Annotated in this window: 18 protein-coding genes; 12 read left to right on the top strand and 6 right to left on the bottom strand. The window is 65.2% G+C overall.

All coding sequences use genetic code 11. From position 1 onward, the window contains the following. Positions 1–135: 135 nt before the first annotated feature. Together UB48_RS16235 and UB48_RS16230 are read left to right on the top strand one after the other, a co-directional pair. Positions 136–8,727: a glycoside hydrolase family 94 protein gene (locus UB48_RS16235; protein ID WP_045198854.1), complete on the top strand. Its 8,592-nt coding sequence runs from the start codon at positions 136–138 to the stop codon at positions 8,725–8,727. A gap of 60 nt (positions 8,728–8,787) precedes the next feature. Beyond that, a complete protein-coding gene (locus UB48_RS16230; protein ID WP_045198852.1) occupies positions 8,788–9,528 on the top strand; it encodes a Crp/Fnr family transcriptional regulator in 741 nt (246 codons plus the stop codon). 28 nt (positions 9,529–9,556) lie between these two features. Here the strand turns inward: UB48_RS16230 and UB48_RS16225 are convergent, their stop codons facing one another. Both UB48_RS16225 and UB48_RS16220 read right to left on the bottom strand, forming a co-directional pair. After that, positions 9,557–10,516, bottom strand: a complete 960-nt coding sequence (locus UB48_RS16225) for an HlyD family secretion protein (protein ID WP_045198850.1) — start codon at positions 10,514–10,516, stop codon at positions 9,557–9,559. 2 nt (positions 10,517–10,518) lie between these two features. Continuing rightward, positions 10,519–10,887: a DUF3302 domain-containing protein gene (locus UB48_RS16220; protein ID WP_045198848.1), complete on the bottom strand. Its 369-nt coding sequence runs from the start codon at positions 10,885–10,887 to the stop codon at positions 10,519–10,521. A 150-nt stretch (positions 10,888–11,037) separates the two neighbouring features. Between UB48_RS16220 and napE the strand changes: the two genes are divergently transcribed. The 10 genes from napE (at position 11,038) to UB48_RS16170 (ending at position 19,701) form a co-directional block, all read left to right on the top strand. Next, entirely contained in the window at positions 11,038–11,208 is a 171-nt protein-coding gene (napE, locus tag UB48_RS16215) for a periplasmic nitrate reductase, NapE protein (protein WP_045198846.1), read from the top strand. Positions 11,209–11,230: 22 nt separating this feature from the next. Continuing rightward, on the top strand, positions 11,231–11,491 hold the full coding sequence (locus tag UB48_RS16210; protein WP_045198844.1) for a chaperone NapD: 261 nt from the start codon (positions 11,231–11,233) through the stop codon (positions 11,489–11,491). Further along, the gene (gene napA, locus UB48_RS16205) at positions 11,488–13,992 is read left to right on the top strand and encodes a nitrate reductase catalytic subunit NapA (protein WP_045198842.1); all 2,505 of its coding nucleotides are present in this window, start codon (positions 11,488–11,490) and stop codon (positions 13,990–13,992) included. The genes UB48_RS16210 and napA overlap by 4 nt, the downstream gene beginning before the upstream one ends. An 11-nt stretch (positions 13,993–14,003) precedes the next feature. Continuing rightward, entirely contained in the window at positions 14,004–14,489 is a 486-nt protein-coding gene (locus tag UB48_RS16200; RefSeq protein WP_045198840.1) for a nitrate reductase cytochrome c-type subunit, read from the top strand. A gap of 9 nt (positions 14,490–14,498) precedes the next feature. Beyond that, complete coding sequence (locus UB48_RS16195; protein WP_045198838.1) at positions 14,499–15,095, top strand: cytochrome c3 family protein; 597 nt, start codon at positions 14,499–14,501, stop codon at positions 15,093–15,095. A 205-nt stretch (positions 15,096–15,300) separates the two neighbouring features. After that, on the top strand, positions 15,301–15,900 hold the full coding sequence (locus UB48_RS16190; RefSeq protein WP_045198836.1) for a paraquat-inducible protein A: 600 nt from the start codon (positions 15,301–15,303) through the stop codon (positions 15,898–15,900). Further along, positions 15,897–16,523: a paraquat-inducible protein A gene (locus UB48_RS16185; RefSeq protein ID WP_045198835.1), complete on the top strand. Its 627-nt coding sequence runs from the start codon at positions 15,897–15,899 to the stop codon at positions 16,521–16,523. The genes UB48_RS16190 and UB48_RS16185 overlap by 4 nt, the downstream gene beginning before the upstream one ends. After that, a complete protein-coding gene (locus UB48_RS16180) occupies positions 16,516–18,168 on the top strand; it encodes an intermembrane transport protein PqiB (protein ID WP_045198833.1) in 1,653 nt (550 codons plus the stop codon). The genes UB48_RS16185 and UB48_RS16180 overlap by 8 nt, the downstream gene beginning before the upstream one ends. A gap of 16 nt (positions 18,169–18,184) precedes the next feature. Then, positions 18,185–18,730 carry a PqiC family protein gene (locus tag UB48_RS16175; protein WP_045198831.1) on the top strand — a complete coding sequence of 182 codons (546 nt, stop codon included), beginning with the start codon at positions 18,185–18,187 and terminating at the stop codon, positions 18,728–18,730. Positions 18,731–18,804: 74 nt separating this feature from the next. After that, positions 18,805–19,701, top strand: coding sequence for a universal stress protein (locus UB48_RS16170; protein WP_045198828.1), 897 nt, complete (start codon positions 18,805–18,807; stop codon positions 19,699–19,701). A gap of 7 nt (positions 19,702–19,708) precedes the next feature. Here the strand turns inward: UB48_RS16170 and UB48_RS16165 are convergent, their stop codons facing one another. The 4 genes from UB48_RS16165 to UB48_RS16150 form a co-directional block, all read right to left on the bottom strand. Beyond that, positions 19,709–20,530, bottom strand: coding sequence for a helix-turn-helix transcriptional regulator (locus tag UB48_RS16165; RefSeq protein ID WP_045198827.1), 822 nt, complete (start codon positions 20,528–20,530; stop codon positions 19,709–19,711). A gap of 73 nt (positions 20,531–20,603) precedes the next feature. Then, on the bottom strand, positions 20,604–22,022 hold the full coding sequence (locus UB48_RS16160) for an aminotransferase (RefSeq protein ID WP_045198825.1): 1,419 nt from the start codon (positions 22,020–22,022) through the stop codon (positions 20,604–20,606). A gap of 32 nt (positions 22,023–22,054) precedes the next feature. Further along, on the bottom strand, positions 22,055–23,158 hold the full coding sequence (locus UB48_RS16155; RefSeq protein ID WP_045198823.1) for a polyamine ABC transporter substrate-binding protein: 1,104 nt from the start codon (positions 23,156–23,158) through the stop codon (positions 22,055–22,057). A 113-nt stretch (positions 23,159–23,271) separates the two neighbouring features. Further along, complete coding sequence (locus tag UB48_RS16150; protein WP_045198821.1) at positions 23,272–23,973, bottom strand: NAD(P)H-dependent oxidoreductase; 702 nt, start codon at positions 23,971–23,973, stop codon at positions 23,272–23,274. Positions 23,974–24,004: the final 31 nt, after the last annotated feature.

Raw genomic sequence — 24,004 nt, 5'->3', positions numbered from 1 at the left:
CGCTGCCGGCATTCAATGGATGACACACCTCAGGCTAAGCGCAATGGGCCAAGCGGTCTGTTCGCTAGCGTACAGACCCCGCCACAACGCGCGCGGCACACTGGAGCTGTCAGCCTCAGCCCATACAAGGACATCATGGACAACCCCTGGCCCCGTGCCCTGATGCTGCTCAAGCGCCTGTCATGGCGATCCGCACCGCGTACTTTCGGCTACGAGGCGCTGCTGCGCGCGGAGCTGCTGAGCGCCGAACAAATGGCCAGCCATGGCACCCTGCTCGCCCGCCAGCACCGGCTGGACCCGACGCCCCGTGCCGATGGCCTTTTAGCCCGCCTGGCCGACAATGAACGGGTCCTGGCCAGCAGTTGCGCACGCTTCATCGACGCCCAGCCCAGCAGCCGGCGAGTGACCCCCGCCGCCGAATGGCTACTGGACAACTACTACCTGGTCGAAGCCCATATCCGCCTGGCCAAGACCCACTTGCCCAAAGGCTACAGCCGCCAGTTGCCGCGCCTGGGCAACGGCCCGTCGACCGGCTTGCCGAGGGTCTACGACATCGCCCTGGAAACCATCAGCCACGGCGATGGCCGGGTCGATGACGAAAGCCTGGGGCGTTTCGTCGAGGCCTACCAGAGCGTCACCGCGCTGACCCTGGGCGAGTTGTGGGCGATTCCGATCATGCTGCGCCTGGCCCTGATCGAGAACCTGCGGCGCATCGCTGCGCGGGTCATGGCCAGCTGGGCTGACCGCAACCTGGCCAATGACTGGGCCGACCGCCTGAGCGAAACCGCCGAGCGCGACGTCAAGAGCGTGGTGCTGGTGGTGGCCGACATGGCCCGTTCCGAGCCGCCGATGACCGCCGCCTTCGTTGCTGAACTCACCCGCCGGCTACAGGGCCAGAGCGCAACCTTGATCCAGCCATTGACCTGGATCGAGCAATCGCTGGGCGAATCCGGTCTGACCATCGAGCGCCTGGTGCACCTGGATGCCCAGCAGCAGGCCGCCGACCAGGTGTCGATCAGCAACAGCATCGCCAGCCTGCGGCTGCTCTCGACCAGCGACTGGCGGGCCTTCGTCGAGCGCCTGAGCCAGGTCGAACGGCAGTTGCACAACGACCCGGCAGGCGCCTACGCACGGATGGATTTCGCCAGCCGCGATCACTACCGCCATGTCATCGAGCGCCTGGCGCGGCATTGCCCGCACAGCGAAGAACAGGTCGCGCAAATGGCCGTCAACCTCGCTCAGCAGCGCGGCCAGCCGCCGCCCGCCGCTGACGTCGCCGGGCATGTCGGCTTCTACCTGATCGGCCCGGGCCTTGAGCAACTGGAGCAGCACCTGAATGCCCGCGTGCCGCTGGCCCAGCGCTGGCAACGGCTGTTGCACCGCGCGCCGCTGACGTTCTTTCTGGTCCCGGTAGCGCTGTTGTCGCTGGGCTTCGCCTGGCCGTTCCTGCTCGACGGTTATCACGCCGGCTGGCCGGGCTGGGGCCTGGCACTGCTGGCCGTGGCGCTGCTGCTGATGACCAGCCGCCTGGCCATCGGCCTGATCAACTGGCTGGTGACCCTCACTGTTGCGCCGTGCCAGCTGCCGCGCCTGGACTACCGCGAAGGCCTGCCGGCCGAGGCCCGCACCCTGGTGGTGGTGCCGACGCTGATGGCCAGCAGTGCCGATGTCGAGGAACTGGTCGAAGGGCTTGAGGTGCGTTTTCTCGCCAACCGCGACGAGCAGCTGTACTTCGCCCTGCTCACCGACTTCATGGATAGCCCGGTCGAGGTGCAGGAGCAGGACGCCGGCCTGCTGACCGAGGCCAGCGAGCGCATTGGCGCCTTGAACCGCAAGTACCCGGCGTTGCTTGGCGAGCGGTTTTTGCTGTTGCACCGGCCGCGGCGCTGGAACCCCGCCGAACGCGCCTGGATGGGTTACGAGCGCAAGCGCGGCAAGCTGGCCGAGCTAAATGCGCTGCTGCGCGGGCACGGCGTTGAGCGCTTTGCGCTGATCGTCGGCGATATCGCGGCGCTGCCAGGAGTGCGCTATGTCATCACCCTGGACACCGACACTCAGTTGCCCCGCGATGCTGCCCGCCAGTTCATCGGCGCCATGCAGCACCCGCTCAATCAGCCACACTTCGACGTCCAGGGGCGGATCCATCGCGGCTACGCCATATTGCAACCGCGGGTCGGCATCAGCCTGCCCAGCGCCGCCCGTTCGCGCTATGCGCGGCTGTTCGGCAGCGATGCCGGGGTCGACCCGTACACCCGCGCGGTGTCCGACGTGTATCAGGACCTGTTCCTGCACGGCTCGTTCATCGGCAAAGGCATTTACGCGGTCGATGCCTTCGAACAGGCACTGGACGGCCGCTTTGCCGAGAACCGCATCCTCAGCCATGACCTGATCGAAGGCTGTTACGCCCATTCCGGGCTACTCAGCGACGTGCAACTGTTCGAGGAATACCCGGCCCGCTACAGCGCCGACGTCAAGCGCCGGCACCGCTGGATTCGCGGCGACTGGCAACTGCTGCCGTGGCTGCTGCCCTGGGCGCCGTGCTGTAGCGGCTTGCAAAGCAACCACCTCAGCGCCCTGGCGCGCTGGAAGCTGTTCGACAACCTGCGCCGCAGCCTGGAGCCGGCGGCGTTCCTCGGTGTGCTGCTGTGCGCCTGGTTGATTGCCCCGCAACCGGGGCTGTGGTCCCTGGCCGTGGTCGCCCTGCTGCTGACTCAGCCGCTGCTGGACAGCTTGCTCGCGCTGCTGGGCAAAACCACCGACGTGCCGCTGGCCGAGCACCTGCTGGCGGTGCTGCACGGCGCCGCCCAGCACGGCATACGCGCCACTTTCAACCTGGCCTGGTTGCCGTTCGAGGCCCATTACAGCCTGGATGCGATTGCCCGCACGCTGTGGCGCATGCTGGTGAGCAAACGGCGCTTGTTGCAATGGAGCCCGTCGCGGGAGGTCGAGCGCACCAGCGTCAACAGCCTGGCGGGGCTGTATCGCACCCTGTGGGTCGCGCCGGCACTGGCCCTGGCGCTGATCGCCGTGCTGGCGCCAACGCCGGGCCTGCTCGCCCTCGCCGCACCGTTTTTGCTGCTGTGGCTGGCTGGCCCGGCCCTGGCCTGGTGGGTCAGCCGCGCCGACAGCGGCGCCAGCCAAGCCATCTCGCCCCAGGGCGTGCAGTTTCTGCGCTTGCTGGCCCGGCGCAACTGGGCCTTTTTCAACCAATACGTCAATGCCGAAGATCGCTGGCTGCCACCGGACAACATCCAGCAAGCGCCTTACGCCAACGTCGCCCACCGCACCTCGCCGACCAACATGGGCATGGCCCTGCTGGCCCACCTGGCCGCCCATGACTTCGGCTACCTGGGCAGCGCGCGCCTGCTGCAGCGCCTGGCAGCGATGCTACAGAGCATGCACAGCCTGGAGCGTCACCAGCAGCACTTTTACAACTGGTACGACACCCGCAGCGGCTTGGCGCTGCACCCCCTGTATGTCTCGACGGTGGACAGCGGCAACCTCGCCGGCCTGCTGCTGACATTACGCCCCGGCCTGCTGGCTCTGGGCGATGCGCCGCTGCTCGATGGGCGCCTGCGCCAGGGGCTGCTGGACAGCCTCGATGTGCTGCTGCAAGCCTACAAGGCGGCGGGCATTGCCGATGAGCAATGGCAGGTGCTGCGCGCCGAGCTCGAGATCAACCAAGCACCGCAGCAACTGCCGACGCTGCTGCAACAGCTGCTCGACTGCCCGCTGTCGCCAGCCGAGCCCAGCGGCGATTGCGCCTTCTGGCGCGCTGCGCTGCAGGAGCACTGCCAGGACCTGCTCGATGAATTGCGCGCCTTCGAGCTGCCTGCTGGCGACGACCCGGCAGCGCAGCTACCGCTGAGCTGGCGGCAACTGGCGCAGCTCGACGCCCAGCGCTGGCCGCCAGCCGAGCGCGCGCGGGTTAATGCCGTGCGCAACCTCGCTCGCGAGCGTATCGCCAGCGCGGCGCACCTGGCCGAACAGGCTGGCGCCCTGGCCAACATGGATTTCCGCTTTCTCTACGATCTGCAGCGCGACCTTTTCGTGATCGGCTACAACGTCGACGAACAACGCCTGGACAGCGCCTTCTACGACCTGCTGGCCTCGGAAATGCGCCTGACCAACTTCGTCGTCATTGCCCAGGGCCAGGTGCCTCAGGACAGCTGGTTCGCCCTTGGCCGCCTGCTCACCAGCAATGCCGGTGAGCCGGTATTGTTGTCGTGGTCGGGGTCGATGTTCGAGTACCTGATGCCGATGCTGGTGATGCCCTCCTACCCGGGCACGCTGCTGGAGCAGTCCTGCCGCGCGGCGGTCAACCGGCAGATCGCCTACGGCAACCAGCTGGGCATCCCCTGGGGGGTATCGGAGTCGGCCTACAACAGCCTCGATACCCACTTCAACTACCAGTACCGGGCCTTCGGCGTGCCCGGCCTGGGTCTGAAGCGCGGCTTGGGCGAAGACCGGGTGGTGGCGCCCTATGCCAGTGCCCTGGCGCTGCTGGTGGCGCCCGCGGCGGCCTGCGCCAACCTCCAGCGCCTGGCCGCACAGGGGGTTGCCGGGCGCTTCGGGCTGTATGAAGCGGTGGACTACAGCGAAGCACGGCTGCCGCCCGGGCAGGAGGCGGTGGTGATCAAGTCGTTCATGGCCCACCACCAGGGCATGAGCCTGCTTGCCCTGACCTCATTGCTGCTCGATCGCCCGATGCAGCGGCGTTTCGAGTCCGACCCGCAGTTCCAGGCCAGCGCTCTGCTGCTGCAGGAGCGCGTGCCGAAGACTGCCGCCGCCTACCTGCACGCCGCCCAGGCCCCGGTCAGCGAAGACGCCAGCGCAGGCGAGCAACAGTTGCGGGTGTTCACCGAGCCCAACCGGCGCTGCCCGGCCGTGCAACTGCTGTCCAACGGCCGTTACCACGTGATGGTCAACAACGCTGGCGCCGGTTACAGCCGTTGCAACGACCTGGCCGTGACCCGCTGGCACGAGGATATCGCCAGCGATACTCTCGGCATCTTCTGCTACCTGCGCGATGTTGCCAGCGGTGCGTTCTGGTCCACGGCGCACCAGCCAACCCTGTACCGGCCACAAAGCCAGGAGGCGATCTTCAGTGACGCGCGGGCCGAGTTTCGCCTGCGCGAACGCGACATCGATTGCCACACTGAAATCGTCGTCTCCCCCGAGGACGACGTCGAACTGCGCCGCCTGCACCTGACCAACCATGGCCGCCAGCGCCGCCAACTTGAACTGACCAGCTACGCCGAGGTGGTGCTGGCCCCGGCGATCAGCGATGCCCTGCACCCGGCGTTCAGCAAGCTGTTCGTGCAGACCGAGCTGCTGCGCCCGCTGCAGGCCATTGTCTGTAGCCGCCGGCCGCGTTCGCAGCAAGAGCCGGTGCCGTGGCTGTGCCACCTGCTGGCCGCCCATGGTGTGGACATCGAAGCGCTCTCGTACGAAACCGACCGTGCCCGCTTCATCGGCCGTGGCCGCACGCTCAAGGCCCCGGCGGCGTTGCTGCCTGAGGTTGAGCGGTTGTCCGACAGCGCCGGGGCGGTGCTCGACCCGATCGTCGCCATTCGCTGCCGGATAAGCCTTGATCCCGGACAGAGTGCGACCATCGACCTGGTCACCGGCATCGCCCCAAGCCGCGAAAGCTGCCTGCAGCAGATCCACAAGTACCGCGACCGGCACCTGGCAGACCGGGTCTTTGACCTGGCCTGGACCCACAGCCAGGTGCTGCTGCGCCAGCTCAATGCGTCCCTGGCCGATGCGCGGCTGTTCGAGCAGATGGCCGCCTCGGTGATCTATGCCAACCCGTCGCTACGCAGTGAAAGCGCAGTGCTGGCGAGCAACCGGCGCAACCAGTCCGGGCTCTGGGGCCAGGCGATTTCCGGCGACCTGCCAATCGTGCTGGTGCAGATCAGCGACCCGGCCAACATCGAACTGGTGCGCCAGATGGTCCAGGCCCATGCCTACTGGCGGCAGAAAGGTCTGAGCCTGGACCTGGTGATCTGGAACGAAGACCAGGCCGGCTACCGCCAGCAGCTGCAGGAGCTGATCATGGGCCTGGTGACTTCGGGCAGCGAAGCGGCGCTGCTCGACCGGCCCGGCGGGATCTTCGTACGTCCGGCCCAGCAGTTGTCCAGCGAAGACCGCACACTGATGCTCAGTGTTGCCCGCCTGGTGCTCAGCGACAGCCGTGGCAGCCTCGCCGAACAGGTGCATCAGCGGCGCAGCGAACACGCCTTGCCGCGCTTCGAGCCCAACCCGGCCAGCCTGGTGCCGGCGCCGGTACGGCCAGCGCCGAGCGTGCAGCCGGGGCTGCTGATGGAAAACCCCTACGGCGGTTTCAGCGCCGATGGCAGCGAGTACATCATCAATCACCGCCCCGGCCAGCCGACGCCGGCGCCCTGGGTCAACGTGCTGGCCAACCCACAGTTCGGCTCGGTGATCAGCGAAAGCGGCGGCGCCTACACCTTCGGCGACAATGCCCACGAGTTTCGCCTGACGCCCTGGCACAACGACCCGGTCAGCGACCCCAGCGGCGAGGCCCTGTACCTGCGCGACGAAGACAGCGGCCGCTACTGGTCGCCAACCCCGCAGCCGTGCCCTGGCCAGGGCAGCTACCGCACCCGCCACGGCTTTGGCTACAGCGTCTTCGAGCATGACGAGGACGGCCTGCACAGCGAGCTGTGGCTGTTTGTCGCCCTCGACGCACCGGTGAAGTTCTCGCGCCTGAAGCTGCGCAACACCTCGGGCCGAGCGCGCCGGCTGTCGGTAACCAGCTATGTGGAATGGGTGCTGGGCGACCTGCGCAGTAAGGCGGCCATGCATGTGGTCAGCGAGGCCGACCCGTTCAGTGGCGCGCTGTTTGCGCGCAATGCCTACTCCATCGAGTTTTCCGCGCGGGTGGCGTTCCTCGACAGCGACCTGCCCTACCGCAGCCTCAGTTGCGACCGCCTGGAGTTCATTGGCCGCAACGGCAATCTCGGCGCGCCGGCAGCCATGGGCCGGGCCCGGCTCTCCGGGCGCAGCGGCGGTGGCCTGGACCCCTGCGCGGCGTTGCAGGTGGCCCTGGAGCTGGCCGACGGTGAAAGCCAGGAGGTGGTGTTCCGCCTGGGCGCCGAGCACGACGCCACGGCCGCCACCCGCCGGGTCCAGCAGTACCGCGGGCTGCGCGCGGCGGCGGTCGAACTGGAACGGGTGCGCGCGCACTGGCGCGAAGTACTCGGCGCCATCCGCATCGAAACCCCGGAGCCGGCCCTGAATGTACTGGTCAATGGCTGGTTGATGTACCAGGTGATTGCCTGCCGCTTCTGGGCGCGCAGTGGTTTTTACCAGTCCGGTGGCGCCTTCGGGTTCCGCGACCAGTTGCAGGACAGCATGGCGATGATCCACGCCGACCCGGCCGCGGCGCGCCAGCACTTGCTGCTGTGTGCCAGCCATCAGTACCGCGAAGGCGACGTCCAGCATTGGTGGCACCCGCCGCTGCAGCGCGGCGTGCGCACCCGTTGCGCCGACGACATGCTCTGGCTGCCCCTGGCCACCAGCCGCTATGTGCAGGTGACCGGCGACCTCGGCGTGCTCGATGAACAGGTCGGCTATATAGAAGGTCGCGCGCTGAACCCTGGCGAGGAGTCCTACTACGACCTGCCGAACCGTTCGGCACTCACCGAGAACCTCTACCAGCATTGCCAGCGGGCGCTGCAACACGGCCTGCAGTGCGGCGTGCATGGCCTGCCGCTGATGGGCAGCGGCGACTGGAACGACGGCATGAACCGCGTCGGCGAACAGGGCCTGGGCGAAAGTGTGTGGCTGGGCTTTTTCGGCGTCGAGGTGCTGCAGCAGTTCGCCCGCACCGCCCAGCGCCAGGGTGACGGCCCGTTCGCCGAGGACTGCAACAGGCGCGCCGCCACCCTGCGTGGCAACCTCGAAGCCCATGGCTGGGACGGCGGTTGGTACCGGCGCGCCTATTTCGATGACGGCCAGGTGCTGGGTTCGGCGAGCAATGAAGAATGCCGCATCGACTCCATCGCCCAGAGCTGGGCAGTGCTCTCGGGCGCCGCCGCCCCTGAACGGGGCCGCCTGGCCATGGAGGCGCTGGACCGTTACCTGGTGCGCCGCGACATCGGTATCGTCAAGCTGCTTGATCCACCCTTTGACCAGGGCAGCCTGGACCCTGGCTACATCAAGGGTTACGTGCCCGGCGTGCGTGAGAACGGCGGCCAGTACAGCCATGCCGCCGTCTGGGCGAGCATGGCCTTTGCCCGCCTGGGCGACGGCGCCAGGGCCTGGGAACTGCTGCGCCTGATCAACCCGTTGCGCCAGGGCAGCACCGAGCGTATCGACACCTACAAGGTCGAGCCGTACGTGATGGCCGCCGATGTCTATGGCGCGCCGCCCCATGCCGGGCGCGGCGGCTGGAGCTGGTACACCGGCGCCGCTGGCTGGATGTACCGGCTGATCGTCGAGTCACTGCTGGGCTTGCAGCGCAGCGGCGAAACCTTGAGCCTGCAACCGCTGCTGCCGGCCGAATGGCCGGGTTACCTGCTGCACTATCGTTATGGCGCCAGCCGCTACCGCATCGAAGTGCGCCATGCGGGCGCCGGCGCACTGAGCCTGAGCCTGGATGGCCTGCCCCTGGCCGACGGCGTGGTCAGGCTCGTGGATGACGGTCAAACCCACCAGATCAGCGCGCATTGCCTGCCGGCCACTGCCAGCCTCCCCTAGCCTGCGCGGATAGGAGTACCCTGAGGCCAGACAGCTCTCGTCTGCCATCGGTGGCTCCGTATGCCCGCATCACCCAAGCCACAGGTCAGGCCACAGGACAATCACCTGCTGGCGGCCCTGCCGACAACCGCGCTGGAGCGCCTGCTGCCACACCTGGAACTGGTCGCCCTGCCGCTGGGCAAGGTGCTTTATGAGTCTGGCGATGCCTTGCGCCATGTGTACTTCCCGACCAACTCCATCGTCTCGCTGCTGTACGTGATGGAAAACGGCGCCTCGGCGGAGATCTCCGTGGTCGGCAACGAAGGCCTGATCGGCGTTGCCGTATTCATGGGCGGCGAAAGCACCCCGAGCCGCGCCATCGTGCAGAGCGCCGGCCACGCCTACCGCCTGCCCGGCCAGCGCCTGAAAGACGAATTCAACCGCCACGGCGAGCTGCTGGTGCTGATGCTGCGCTACACCCAGGCGCTGATCACGCAGATGGCGCAGACCGCGGTGTGCAATCGTCATCACTCGATTGACCAGCAACTGTGCCGCTGGCTGCTGTTGTCGCTGGATCGGCTCAAAGGCAACCAGCTGACCATGACCCAGGAGCTGATCGCCAACATGCTCGGGGTGCGCCGCGAAGGCGTCACCGATGCCGCCGGCAAGCTGCAGCGCCTGGGCGTGATCGAGTACAGCCGCGGGCATATCAAGGTCCTTGATCGGGCGCGCCTGGAGCAGTTGAGCTGCGAGTGCTATGCGGTGGTCAGAAAGGAAACCGAGCGCCTGCTGCCGTATCTACCGACCCGGCCGCAGGCGTGAACCCGGCGCGGAGTACATTTGTACTCCACTAGTGGAACGGGAAGATGTAGTTCATCCACGCCGCCATGCGCAGGAGGATCTTGCGCATGGTGGCGATGTGCGGAAAGTGCTTGCTGTACAGCGCCGCCTGGCCATAGGCACCACCGGGCATCTGCGCGCTGTACTGGGCGTACGCCGGGTCGTCGATTTCAATGATGACCGGCACCCGCCCGGGTGGCGGTGAACCGGTGTAGCCGATCAGGGTGCCGGACGGCTGCACCTGGCCCTCGGCGATCACCGCGATGACGTTCTTGACCTTGCCATGAAAGACCTTGCCCGGAATGCCGTCGAAGGCCACTTCCGCCTCATCCCCGGGCACCAGGCGCAGCAGGCTGTTCTGGCGCATCCAGGCAGCAAAGTACTGGCCTTCCTGGGGAATGAACACCATCGATGGGCGCAGCGGCAAGGCGCTCGCGCGCATCCCGGTGCGCAGCGACACATGGGTGACGTAACCCTTGCTCGGCGCCCGCACCACGGTGCTGTCGAGTTCGAACTGGGCGTTGTCCAGTTGCGCCTGCAGGTCATCGACCTGGGCGATGGCCGCTTCCTGCTCGCGGCGGGTACCGAAGTTGCGCTTGATCAGTTCGTTGATGCGGTACAGATCGCCCCGCGCCGCAACGATCTGCGCCTTGAGCGAGCGCACCCGGTACTCGAACGGCGCCGGATCGATACGAAACAGCACATCGCCCTTCTCCAGCGGCTGGTTGCCTTTGACCGGCACCTCGATCACCTGGCCGGTAACCGCCGGGATCACCGGCACCGAGACGAAGTAGGAACGCGCCACTTCCGAATACGGATGGTTGTAGTTCATGGTGAAGATCAGCGCGCCGATCATCACGATGCCACCCAGCACCGCCGTGGGCACTGTCCACTTGTTCAGGGGGATGCGAAACAGCTTGAAGATCGCCACGCAAATGGCCGCGTAAGTGAGGATCAGCAGCAAGTCCATGCTCAGTGCCCTCCGTTGCCATCGTCGTGGCCGGGCGCAGGCTCGGCGGGCGCTACGCCTTCGAGACGGGCGATGCGTTGCTGCAGTTCGGCGACCTGTTGTTCAAGGCGCACCACGTGGTTTTGCGGCGACTTGCCATCGCGAAAACCCCAACCGCGATCTTCGCGGTAGAGCATTGCCCAGATCCACAGGAACGGCCACAGCGCATGCAGGGTGAACAAGCTGACCCAGCCGGTGGCGTGGATCGCATCCTGGTGCGGGTGGTTGCGGTGTACGGCGATTTCATAGGGAATGTCGTGCAGGACGATGATCCCGTAGAACAGCACCAGGCCGACAAAAATCAAAATACCCAACGCGAAGTAATCAAGCATGTTCGCTTTCCACCGCAGCCAGGGGGTCCGTGCCAGCAGTGTAGTTCACCTGTAGTGTTTTCAAGGCCGTGTTGACCGTTGGTCGCGCCAGCCGGCGTGGGCAGAGCACGCTGATCTAGGCTCAGTTCACGCTCGACAGGAGGCCGCTCCATGTCATTGGCTGAAGAACAGAAAATCGCCCGCAGAAAAGAAACGCTGCTGTTCCTGTTTCTGATCGTCTGCCTGTTCCCCTTGATGTCGGTCGCCATCGTTGGCGGCTACGGTTTTCTCGTCTGGTTTTTCCAGTTGCTGTACGGCCCTCCCGGCCCTCCCAACGGCTAGCCGAGACTGCCGGAGCCCGCCCATGGACGACGTTCTGCACATTGCCAGCCTGGTGGTACATGCCCGTCCCGAACTGTTCGAGGCAGTGAAGGCCAACCTGCTGCTGCTCGACAACCTCGAACTGCACCAGCACAGCCCCGCCGGCAAGCTGGTGGTGGTGCTCGAAGCCCACCATGAACAGCAGATCCTGCAGCGCATCGAGCAGATCAACAACCTGCCCGGGGTGCTCAATGCCGCGCTGATCTACCACGAACTCCTCGCCCCAGAGGGAGACTCACCATGAGCATGACCCGCCGTGAATTTGCCAAGGCCCAGGCCGCCGCCATTGCCGCCGCGGCGGCGGGCCTGCCGATCTTCACCAGCGCCAGCAACCTGGTGACCGAAGCCGACCTGGTGACCCTGAACTGGAACAAGGCGCCCTGCCGCTTTTGCGGCACCGGTTGCAGCGTCATGGTGGCGACGCGCGACAACCGCGTGGTGGCCACCCACGGCGACGTCAAAGCCGAGGTCAATCGCGGCCTGAACTGCGTCAAAGGCTATTTTCTGTCGAAAATCATGTACGGCAATGACCGCCTGACCCAACCGCTGCTGCGCATGCGTAACGGCCAATACCACAAGCAGGGCGAATTCCAGCCGATCAGCTGGGAAAAAGCCTTCGACATCATGGCCGAAAAGTACAAGCAAGCGCTGCACAACAAAGGCCCGGAATCGATCGGCATGTTTGGCTCCGGGCAATGGACGGTGTGGGAAGGCTACGCCGCCAACAAACTGATGAAGGCCGGCTTTCGCAGCAACAACATCGACCCCAATGCCCGCCACTGCATGGCTTCGGCGGTGATGGGCTTCATGCGCACCTTCGGCATGGATGAACCCATGGGCTGTTACGACGACATCGAAGCCACCGATGCCTTTGTGCTGTGGGGCTCGAACATGGCCGAAATGCACCCGATCCTCTGGAGCCGGGTCACCGACCGGCGCCTGAGCCAGCCGCAGGTCAAGGTCGCGGTGCTGTCGACCTTCGAACACCGCAGCTTCGACCTGGCCGACATTCCCATGGTGTTCAAGCCGCAAACCGACCTGCTGATCCTCAACTACATCGCCAACCACATCATCGAAAGCGGCGCGGTGAACAAGGACTTCATCAGCAAGCACACACGCTTCGCCCTCGGCGCCGATGACATCGGCTACGGCCTGCGCGCCGACGATCCACGCGAAGCCAAGGCCAGGAACGCCGACAAGGCCAACACCTGGAGCGACATCGATTTCGAGCAGTTCGCCGCCTTTGTGCGGCCCTACACCCTTGAGCGCGCAGCCACCGAATCGGGCGTGCCGCAAGAGCGCCTCAAGGCGCTGGCCGAGCTGTATGCCGACCCCAAGCGCAAGGTGGTGTCGTTCTGGACCATGGGCTTCAACCAGCATACCCGCGGGGTGTGGGCCAACAACCTGATCTACAACATCCACCTGCTCACCGGCAAGATCAGCGAGCCGGGCAACAGCCCCTTCTCGCTCACCGGTCAGCCCTCGGCCTGTGGCACCGCCCGCGAGGTCGGGACCTTCTCGCACCGCTTGCCGGCCGACCTGGTGGTGACCAACCCCAAGCACCGCGCCAGCGCCGAAAAAATCTGGAAGCTGCCCGCCGGCACTATCCAGGAGAAAGTCGGCTTTCATGCCGTGCAACAGAGCCGCATGCTCAAGGACGGGGTGCTCAACGTCTACTGGACCCAGGCCAGCAATAACATGCACGCCGGGCCCAATATCATGCAGGAAGTCCTGCCGGGCTGGCGCAAGCCGGACAATTTCGTGATTGTCTCGGACGTTTACCCCACGGTGTCGGCCCAGGCTGCCGACCTGATCCTGCCCAGCGCCATGTGGGTAGAAAAGGAAGGCGCCTATGGCAATGCCGAGCGCCGCACCCAGTTCTGGCATCAGTTGGTGACCGCCCCGGGCGAAGCACGTTCAGACCTGTGGCAACTGATGGAGTTTTCCAAGCGTTTCACCACCGACGAGGTCTGGCCTGCCGAGTTGCTGGCCAAGGCCCCCGAATACAAAGGCAAGACCCTGTTTGAGGTGCTGTACAAGAATGGTCAGGTCGACCAGTTCCCGGTCGAGCAGTTGCAAGCCGGTTACCACAACGATGAAGCCAAGGCCTTTGGCTTCTACCCGCAAAAGGGCTTGTTCGAAGAGTACGCACAGTTCGGCCGGGGCCATGGTCACGACCTGGCCGCGTTTGATCGCTACCACAGCGAGCGCGGCCTGCGCTGGCCGGTGGTCGACGGCCAGGAAACCCGCTGGCGCTACCGCGAAGGCCTCGACCCGTACGTGGAGAAAGGCAGTGAAGTGCAGTTTTACGGTTACCCGGACAAAAAGGCGATCATCTTCGCCCTGCCCTACGAGCCGCCGGCCGAAGCACCGGATGCCGACTACCCGTTCTGGCTGAGTACCGGCCGGGTGCTGGAGCATTGGCACACCGGGAGCATGACCCAGCGCGTTGAAGAGTTGTACAAAGCAGTGCCCGATGCCCTGGTGTACATGCACCCTGACGATGCCAAGGCCCTGAATGCACGGCGCGGCAGCGAAGTGAAACTGATCAGCCGGCGCGGCGAGATTCGCGCGCGCATCGAAACCCGCGGGCGCAACAAGCCGCCGCGCGGCCTGGTGTTCGTGCCGTTTTTCGATGCCAACAAGCTGATCAACAAAGTCACCCTGGACGCCACCGACCCGATCTCCAAGCAAACCGATTACAAGAAATGCGCCATACGCATCGAGCTGATCAGCGCGGCCTGAGGAGAACCGTCATGCCCATTCGCAGCCTGCCTTTGCTGCTGTTCGCGTTCATCGGCCTGGTGGTCGCCGCCGAAGTCGATTACCCCCTCGATGCCCCCGGCCCCGATGGCCGGCGCCCGGGCGGCACCCTGACCCAGAGTTTGCCGGCGCCGCCGCTGGCCAACGACGAGAACAAGGACCTCAAGCGCGAACGCAATTACCCCGACCAGCCGCCGACCATCCCCCACACGATTCGCGGCTATCAGGTCGACCTCAACGGCAACAAGTGCCTGTCCTGCCACAGCCGCGCCAACAGTGCGCGCAGCCAGGCGACCATGATCAGCATCACCCACTACATGGACCGCGACGGCCAGGCGTTGGCGGCGGTATCGCCACGGCGCTACTTCTGCACCCAGTGTCATGTGCCGCAAAAAGAGGTGCAGCCACTGGTGGGCAACAGCTTCGAAACCATTGACAAGCTGCTGCAAGACGACGCCAACGCCGCGCAAAAACCCTGAGGAGGCGCCATGCGAGCACTGTTCGGGCTACTCAAGCAATACTGGGGCATTCTCTGGCGGCCCAGTGTCTACTACAGCCTGGGCTTTCTGACCCTCGGCGGGTTCGTCGCCGGGATCATCTTCTGGGGCGGCTTCAACACCGCCCTGGAGGTGACCAACACCGAGAAGTTCTGCACCTCCTGCCATGAGATGCGCGACAACGTCTTTGTCGAACTCAAGGAGACCATTCACTACAGCAACCGCTCCGGGGTACGCGCCAGTTGCCCGGATTGCCATGTACCGCACGAATGGACACACAAGATCGCGCGCAAGATGCAGGCGTCCAAGGAAGTCTGGGGCAAGATTTTCGGCACCATCGACACCCGCGACAAATTCCTCGCGCACCGCCGTGAACTGGCCGAGCACGAATGGGCGCGGCTCAAGGCCAACGATTCGCGCGAATGTCGTAACTGCCACAACTTCGAGTTCATGGATTTCACCCGCCAGAGCAAACGCGCCGCAGCCATGCACTCGACCTCGCTGGCCAGCGGGCAGGCGACCTGTATCGATTGCCACAAGGGCATCGCCCACAAACTGCCGGACATGCGCGGGGTGCCGGGTTGGTAGCCGCTGCACCGGCCTCATCGCGGGTCAAGTCGGGTCGCCGCACCGCCGCTCCTACAGTGGAACTGTGTACACCGGACCTGTGGGAGCGGGCTTGACCCGCGATGAGGCCGGTGCAGCCAGCTCCTGCAGTGGGTAAAAAATCCGAAGCCCCGCGCCAGCGCCGACTATATTGAGCTAGTCCCCGCCCGCAGCCAGAGCGCGCGCCATGCTGGATACCCATCAGTTGATCATCTGCGAACATTGCGACTGCGTGTACCAGAAAGTCAGCCTCGGCAAACATCAGAAGGCCCTGTGTCAGTGCTGCGGCGCCGTGCTGCAACGCTATAACGGCCTGAGCGTGCAGCAACGCCTGGCCCTGAGCGTCACCGCGCTAATCCTCTGGGTGTTCGCCAATTTCTACCCGATCATGAGCATCAGCCTCAAAGGCCTGCACAACAGCGCCACCCTGTGGGACTCGGTGCGGGCCCTGGCCAATGGGCCGATCACCTTTATCGCCCTGGTGGCGGCGATTTCGATCATCATCGCCCCGGTGTTCCAGTTGCTGCTGTTGATCTGGGTGCTCGGCTTTGCCCTGGCCGGCGGCCGCGCCCCGGGCTTCAGCCTGTGCATGCGCTGGCTGGAAACCCTGCGCCCGTGGAGCATGCTCGAAGTCTGCCTGCTCGGCGCCATGGTCGCGGTGTTCAAGCTGGCCGGCATGCTCGATGTGCTGCCGGGCATCGGCCTGCTGGCACTGGCGGCCCTGAGCCTGTTGATTCTGCGCATCGCCGGGCGCGACATCCGCGAGCTCTGGGACCTGCTGCCATGAGCCGCCCACCGCGCGCCGCCGAGCTCAACCTGGTGCTCTGCCATGCCTGCGGCATGGCCTGCGACAACACTCATCAGCCGCACGAATGCGAACGCTGCGGCGCGCCGCTGCATGCGCACAAGCCCGATTCGCTGACCCGCACCTGGGCCTACCTGGTCGCCTCGCTGGTGCTCTATATCCCCGCCAACCTGCTGCCGGTGATGAACACCACGCTGTTCGGCAGCGGCGCCGACAGCACCATCATGAGCGGCGTCATGGAGTTCTGGGAGCATGGCGCCTGGGACATCGCCCTGATCATCTTCATCGCCAGCATCGCCGTGCCGGCGACCAAGTTCGTTGCCCTGGCCCTGCTGCTGATCACCGTGCAGCGGCGCAGCACCTGGGCGCAGACGCAACGGGCGCGCCTGTACCGCTTCGTCGAGCTGATCGGCTACTGGTCGATGCTCGATGTGCTGGTGGTCGCCCTGGTGGCGGCGCTGGTCAAGTTCCAGGCCCTGGGCGACATCGAACCGCGCCCGGGCATTCTGTTCTTCGGCATGGTGGTGGTACTGACCATGCTTGCGGCAATGAGCTTCGACCCTAGACTGATCTGGCAGCACGACAAGGAGCAGGCCGATGACTGATACCCGCCAAGACAGCCCCCAACCCGGCCAGCCCGGGGTCAAGACCCGGCGCTTCAGCATCTCGCTGGTGTGGATCGTGCCGCTGGTGGCGGTGCTGGTGGGCTTGTCGCTGGTGGTCCATAACGTCATGCAGCAAGGCCCGACCATCGAGATCACTTTCAAGACCGGCCAGGGCCTGGAGGCCAACAAGACCGCGGTCAAGTACCGCAACGTGGTGATCGGCCAGGTTACTGCGGTGGAGCTGAGCAAAGACCAGAAGAGCGTCACCGCCACGGTCAAGCTGGTCAAGCAGGCCGACAACTTTACCCGCGAGGACTCCAAGTTCTGGGTGGTGCGCGCGCGCATCGGCGCCGGCGGCGTGTCGGGCATCGACACCCTGCTGTCCGGCGACTTCATCGGCGCCGATTCCGGCGAATCGAACACCCGCGCCAAGGCTTTCGTCGGCCTCGAATCGCCGCCGCCGATCACCTACGGCGAGCCCGGCAAGCGCTTTTTCCTGCACGCCAGCGACCTCGGCTCGCTGGGGGTCGGTTCGCCGGTCTACTACCGCAAGATCCCGGTCGGCCAGGTGGTCGCCTATAACCTCGACGAGAACGGCAAAGGGGTGAGTATCGAGGTGTTCATCAACTCGCCCAATGACGCCTTCGTCACCGACAACACGCGGTTCTGGAACGCCAGCGGCGTCGATGTCGAGGTCGGCGCCAACGGCTTTGCCTTTCGTACCGAATCGCTGTCGTCGGTGATTGTCGGCGGCATTGCCTTTCGCGCCCCCGACTACAGCCCCGATGACCAGGTGGCCGCCGAAGACCGCCAGTTCGAACTGTTCGACGATCGCGCCCGGGCCCTGTCGCCGCCGCATGGCAAGGCGCAGTACCTGAGCCTGCGTTTCGACCAGGCGCTGCGCGGCCTCAAGGTCGGAGCGCCGGTGGAGTTCCTCGGCGTCGAGATCGGCTCGGTGGTGTCGGTCAACCTCGATTTCGACGTCGACAAGCGTACCTTCCCGGTCAATGTCGGCATCGTCATCTACCCGCAGCGCCTGGGCCGCGCCCACACCAAGCTGCTCAAGGCGCTGAACCACGACCCCGACGACGAAAAAGCCGCCGCGCAGTTGCTCGGCACCTTCGTCGACAACGGCCTGCGGGCCCAGGCGCGCAGCGGCAACCTGCTCACCGGGCAGTTGTACATCGCCCTGGATTTCGACCCCAAGGCGCCGAAAGTGGTGTTCGACCCGAGCGCCCGGCCGATTACCATCCCCACCGTACCGGGTAGCCTGGAGCAACTGCAGGAGCAGTTCCAGGCCATGGTCGAGAAGCTCAACCGCCTGCCGATCGAGCGCATCGCCAACAACCTCGACGCCAACCTGGTGGAACTGCGCAAGGGCCTGCAGCAGTTCAACAGCCGTACCTTGCCGGGCGTCCAGGGCACCTTGCAGGAGGTCAGCAAGACCCTGCAGTCGGCCAACTCGACCCTGGCCGAGGATTCGCCGCAACGCGAGCAACTGACCCAGACCCTCGACGAGCTGGGGCGCATGTCGCGCTCGCTGCGGGAGCTGGCCGACTACCTGGGGCGTAACCCCGAGTCGCTGTTGCGTGGCCGGCCCAAGGATGCACCCGCTGACGCTTTGAAACCTTCGTCGCGCAACTGACCGCAGGAGCACACCCATGGCGCATGCCTTCAAGATTGCCGTGTTGAGCCTGGCCTTGCTGCTGGCCGCTTGCCGCAGCGACCCGATCCACTACCACACGCTGATCCCGCAACAGCCGGCCGCGGCCAGCAGTGCCGATGTGCTACTGGAACAGGTCAGTGTGCCGCCGCAGGTCGATCGCCCGCAGGTGGTGATTCGCCAGGGCAACAGCAGCCTGGCGATCCTCGAGACCGAATGGTGGGGCGCAAGCCTCGCCGACGAGCTGCGCAACGCCCTGGTCAACCAGTTCGCCAGCAGCAGCGCTCAGCCACGCCTGGGCCTGCGCGTGGAAGTCCAGCGCTTTGATTCGGTGCCTGGGCAATACGCCCTGTTCGATGCCCGCTGGCGTCTGCGGGCCGGCAACGGCGGCGCTACGCTTAACTGCCGCAGCGTGATCCAGACGCAGGCAGGCGCCAGCATCGACGCGCTGGTGCTGGCCCACCAGCAGAACCTCAAGCGCTTCACCGAACTGGTCAGCCAGGCGGCCAGCGGCGGCGCCAATCGCTGCCCGGCACTGCGCTGAGCGGCGCCGGGGCTGTCATGGACTAGACTTCAAGCACCGGGGGGCTGGCAACACAACGCTACCGGAGGTGCCCCATGAGCCCGTACCAACGCCTGTTCCTGATGGAAGGTTCCGACCTGCGCCACACCCCGGCGCTGGAGCGCGCCGCTGCCCTGGCCCACGCCACCGGCGCCACCTTGCATATCTGCGCCTTTGTCGACGAAATCGATACCCTCGGGCTGATGAGCGGTGACGAACACCGCCTCGATACCCTGCTGCAGGACAACCGCCAGTGGCTGGCCGATGAAGCGACCTTGCTACACGAAAACGGCATTCGCGTCAGTACCGAAGTGATCCTGGCCCGTGACGTGCTTCAAGCAGCCTTGACCCAGGTCACCGAGATCGACCCGGACCTGCTGATCAAGGACGTGCAGCACGAGCCGCTGCTCAAGCGCCTGGTGGTCGCGCCGCTGGACTGGCAACTGCTGCGCGAATGCCCGTGCCCGGTGCACCTGGTAACCGACGTGCATTGCCCGCTGCCGCGCATCGTGATTGCCGCTGTCGACCCGACCCACCCCGAACACCCGCATGACGATCTCAACGAAAGCGTGATCGACGCCGCGGCGGACCTCGCCCGCCAGTGCAACGCCGAGCTGCACCTGTTGCACGTGTGCGACAGCACCCACACCCACATGGCCGACTTCGGCGCCGGCACCGTGACCATGCCGGGCTTTGGCAGTGACGTGCGCAAGTCGATCCACAAGGCTTTCGAGCAAATGGCCGCGCGCCATGGCGTATCGGTTGAGCGCCAGCACTTTTTGTCGGCGCCGATCACCCGCAGCATCGCCGAGTTCATCGCCCACAGCCGCGCCGACGTGCTGGTGATGGGCAACCACCCGCGCAAACTGCTCGAACGCTTGACCGGTAGCACCACCGAGCATGTGCTGGAACAGCGCTTGTGCAATGTTTTGGCGATCAGGGCCGCGGCGTGAGACAGCCTCAGCCTAGGCGCAGCCAGTCGATAAAACGCGCGAACAGCTCGGACTGGGAGTTGATCTCAAGCTTCAGATAGAGGTTCTTGCGGTGCATGCGCACGGTTTCTGGCGATATGCCCATTTCGCCGGCGGTGGACTTCACCGAGTGGCCGCGCAGGATCATCTGCGCCACCTGCCGTTCGCGCTCGGTCAGTTTGTTGCAGCCGAAGCTGTCGAAGGCGGCCTGGACGCTGCCCTGGCTGGCCGCTTCACTGCCGGGCTCAAGGCCATGCTGGGCAAAGCGGCGGATCAGTTCGCGGACCATCGGCTCGACCGCCTGCAACACGTGCAGTTGCTCGACGCTCAGGCTGCTGCCGCCACAGCCCTGGAACAGGCTCAGGGATATTTTGCTGTGCGGGTCGATGTCGACGATGTAGTAGCTGTCTTCGCTGCAGCCGGTGCCCAGGTAGTAGGTCTTGTAGTAGTCGCTGTCGAAGAAGTGGTCCGGGGCGATGTCCTGCAGGTGGTAAAAACCCTGGGCCAGGCCTTTTTCTACCGCCAGGCAGAACGGGTCGAGCAGGTAGCCGGCACTGAAGTAACGGTTGAGGATGGCGTCGCGGTGACGCTCGGGGATGCCCTGCTGGTACAACAGTTGCGGTGGCTGGCCTTGGCGCTCGAGGCTGATCATCATCGACTCGACCGCCACCAGTTGGCTCAGGGCGGCGGCGAGGCTTGCCAGGGCGTCGGCCTCGCCGCTGCGGGCAATGGCATGCTGCAGCGCCGCATGCCATTGCTGCAGGGCTGAGAACGACAGGCAGATCGGGGTGTCGGCAGTGGCTCGGGTCATGCCCGGCAGTCTAACCCGCCGGGGGGCTGCGATGCAGCCCATCGCCGGCAAGGCCGGCTCCCGCAAGCGCTTGTCATGCACCCGCGTACAACCCTTCGCGGCGCAGTTCTTCAGCGGTTTCGATGATGCACTGGCGCAGGGTTTCAACGATCTCGTCGACCTGCGCGCGGGTGATGATCAGCGGCGGCGACATCACGTTCAGGTGCATGATCGGCCGCACCAGCAAGCCTTTGGCCTGGGCCCGGCGGTGGATGCGCTCGCCGATGTTCACCTCATCGGCAAACAGTGCCTTGGTGCGCTTGTCGGCGACGAACTCGACGCAGGCCATCAGCTTCATGCAGCGCACCTCGCCGACCAGCGGCAGCCCGGCCAGGCTCTGCAGACGCTGCTCCAGATAACCACCCACCTCATCGACATGGGCCAGAAGCTGCTCGCGCTCGATGATTTCGATGTTCTTCAGCGCCGCCGTGCAGCACACCGGATGGCCGCTGTAGGTAAAGCCATGGGTGAAGCAGCGGCCCTTGCCCGGCTCGGCGATGACCTTCCAGATGCGCGCCGAGAAGATGCACGCGCCCAGCGGCAGGTACGCCGAAGTCAGGCCCTTGGCGGTGGTGATGATGTCCGGCTGCACGCCGAACAGCGCCTCGCTGGCGAAGAATTTGCCCAGGCGGCCAAATGAGGTCACCACCTCGTCGGCCACGAAGAGGATGTCGTAGGTCTGGCACACCTGCCACATGCGCAGGAAGTAGTCCTTGGGCGGGATGATCACCCCGCCCGAGCCCATGATCGGCTCGGCAAAGAACGCCGCGACGTTGTCGGCGCCGAGCGAGAGGATCTTGTCTTCGAACTCGGCCACCAGAAAGTCGAGAAACTCTGCTTCGTCCATGTCATCCGGCGCCCGGTACGGATTGGGGTTGGAGACGTGGTGGATCAGCTCGTTGGCATAGTCGAACTCGGGCACGCGGTCGGCGGCCTTGTTGCCGATCGACATGGTCAGGCAGGTCGAGCCGTGGTAGGCGTTGTAGCGGGCGATCACGTGCTTTTTATCCGGCTTGCCACGGCAGTTCTGGTAGTACTGGATCAGCCGGTAGGCGGTATCGACCGCGGTCGAGCCGCCAGTGGTGAGGAACACGTGATCGAGATCGCCCGGGGCCAGGCTGGCCAGTTTTGCGCAAAGCTCGATGGCGACGTTGTTGGCCATGTCCGAAAACGGGTTGGAATAGGCCAGCTGGCGTACCTGGTCGGCGATGACCAGGGCCATCTCTTCGCGGCCCAGGCCGATGTTGGTGCACCACATGCCGCCGACAGCGTCGAGAAAGCGGTTGCCCTCGGTGTCGTAGATATAGGCGCCCTCGCCTTCGACGATGTTCAGCGCGCCTTGCTCGGCATGCTCGTCGAACACGTGGTATCCGTGCATGTAGTGGGCTTTGTCGGCGGCCACCAGGGCATCGTTGGCAGCATTTGTTGGCAAGGCTTGGTTTGGCGTGGCCATGGCAGTGTCCTTGGCGAAGGGAAATTGAAATGTCAGCTACCGCTCTTGACCGTGCTCCAGACCCGGGTGATGGCGCGCATGTCCTTGCCGCTCTGGGTTTTCTGCGCGAACAGGCGCTGGCGGGTGGCGGCGTCCGGGTAGATCGCCGGGTCGTCGCGAATCTCGGCCTGCACCAAGGGCGTGGCAGCGGCGTTGCTGTTGGCGTAGTGGATGTAGTTGCTGACCTTGGCGATGTTCTGCGGCTGCAGGAGGAATTCGATGAAACGGTGGGCGTTGGCCGGGTGCGGCGCGTCGCTGGGCAGGTAAAGGTTGTCGAACCAGATCAGCGAGCCTTCCTGCGGGATGAAGAACGACAGCTTGATGTTGTTCTTCGCCTCCTCGGCCCGCGCCTGGGCGGTGGCGTAGTCGCCGGACCAGGTCAATGCCAGGCAGGTATCACCGTTGGGCAGGCTGGTCAGGTAGTTGACCGAGTCGAATTTGTTGATGAACGGCCGCACGCCGAGCAGCAACTGCTGGGCCGCCTTGAGGTCATCGGCGCTGGCGCTGTTGGGGTCGCGCCCCAGGTACTTGAGGGCCAGCGGGATGACTTCGCTGGGTGCATCCATCAAGGTCACGCCGCAGTCGGCGAAGCGCGAGACGATCTTCGGGTCGAACAGCATGGCCAGCGAGCCGATGGGCGCATCGGGCATGCGTGCCTTGATCTTGTCGACGTTGTAGGTCACCCCCGAGCTGCCCCAGGTGTAGGGTGCCGAATACGCAAGGCCCGGGTCGTAGCCTTGCAGGGTGCTGAGCACCTGCGGGTCGAGGTTGTTCCAGCTGGGCAGCTGCTTTTTGTCCAGCGGCTGGAATACCCGGGCCTTGATCAGCGGCGGCACCAGGGAGGCGTTGAGCACCACCAGGTCGTAGCCCGAGCGCCCGGTCAGCAGTTTGGTCTGCACCGTTTCGTAGCCGTCGAAGGTGTCGTAGATGACCTTGATGCCGGTGGCTTGTTCAAAGTCGGCGAGGGTCGTTTCGCCGATGTAGTCCGTCCAGTTGTACAGCCTGAGTGTGTTGCCCGCCCCGTCGTCGGCGGCAAGGGCCGCCGCTGCCAGGGGCGCGAGCAACAGACTGGAAATCACCTTCAGTGTCTTTCGCATAGCCACTCCGTCGTGTCACCAGATCTGCTCGGTGTGAGCCGACGGAGTTACTATCGCGGGAGCCGGTGATGGCGACCATACCCCGAATGGGTAGGTGTCGTTTTTATCGCGGGTCAAGCCAACGGATACAACGCCTCATCAAACTGCGCCAGGCGCGGAAACACCAGCGGCTGGTCATCGGACAGATGCTCCAGGCGCTGCTGATAGCTGCGCAAAAAGTCCTTGCGCGCCTCGTCGCTGATATACGGCACGTGCCAGGCCACGAACGGCTCCAGCACCTCGAAGCCGACGTAGGCCAGGGTGCCGCGCAGGATCGGTCGCAGCATGTCCTCCAGCGGCCCGTGAATCGCCCCTTCGCCGAACATGTGCTCGCGCCCGCCGAGGGTCACGGTGACCAGCGCCTTCTTGCCCGCCAGCCCGCCCTGGTCATAAAAGCGCTTGCCGCCGTAGCACACCCCGGACACCAGCACACGGTCGATCCAGCCCTTGAGCATGGCCGGTGCCGAGAACCAGAAGATCGGGAAATTCAGCACCACAAGGTCCGCCCACAGCAGCTTGTCGAGCTCCTGCTGGATGTCGGCGGCAATCGACTGACTTTTGACTCCCAGGCGCTGCTCCAGGGCATACACCAGGTAATCGGGGTTCTCGCGGCTGACGAAGTCAGCGGCGCTGGCCACCGGGTTCCAGTTCATCGCATACAGGTCGCTGACCTGCACCTGGTGACCCTGGGCGGTGAAGGTTGCAACGGCCTGGTCGCGCAGGGCGGCAGTGAAGGATTGCGGCTCGGGGTGAGCGTGAACGATCAGTACATTCATAAGGGGTCCTTAAATGGTTGGGACAAAAACA

Origin of the sequence: Pseudomonas sp. 2(2015), from assembly GCF_000955865.1 — a bacterium.
Taxonomy (GTDB): Bacteria; Pseudomonadota; Gammaproteobacteria; order Pseudomonadales; family Pseudomonadaceae; genus Aquipseudomonas.
The sequence above is the reverse complement of the archived record's forward strand: the minus strand, read 5'-3'. Positions and strand labels throughout refer to the sequence as shown.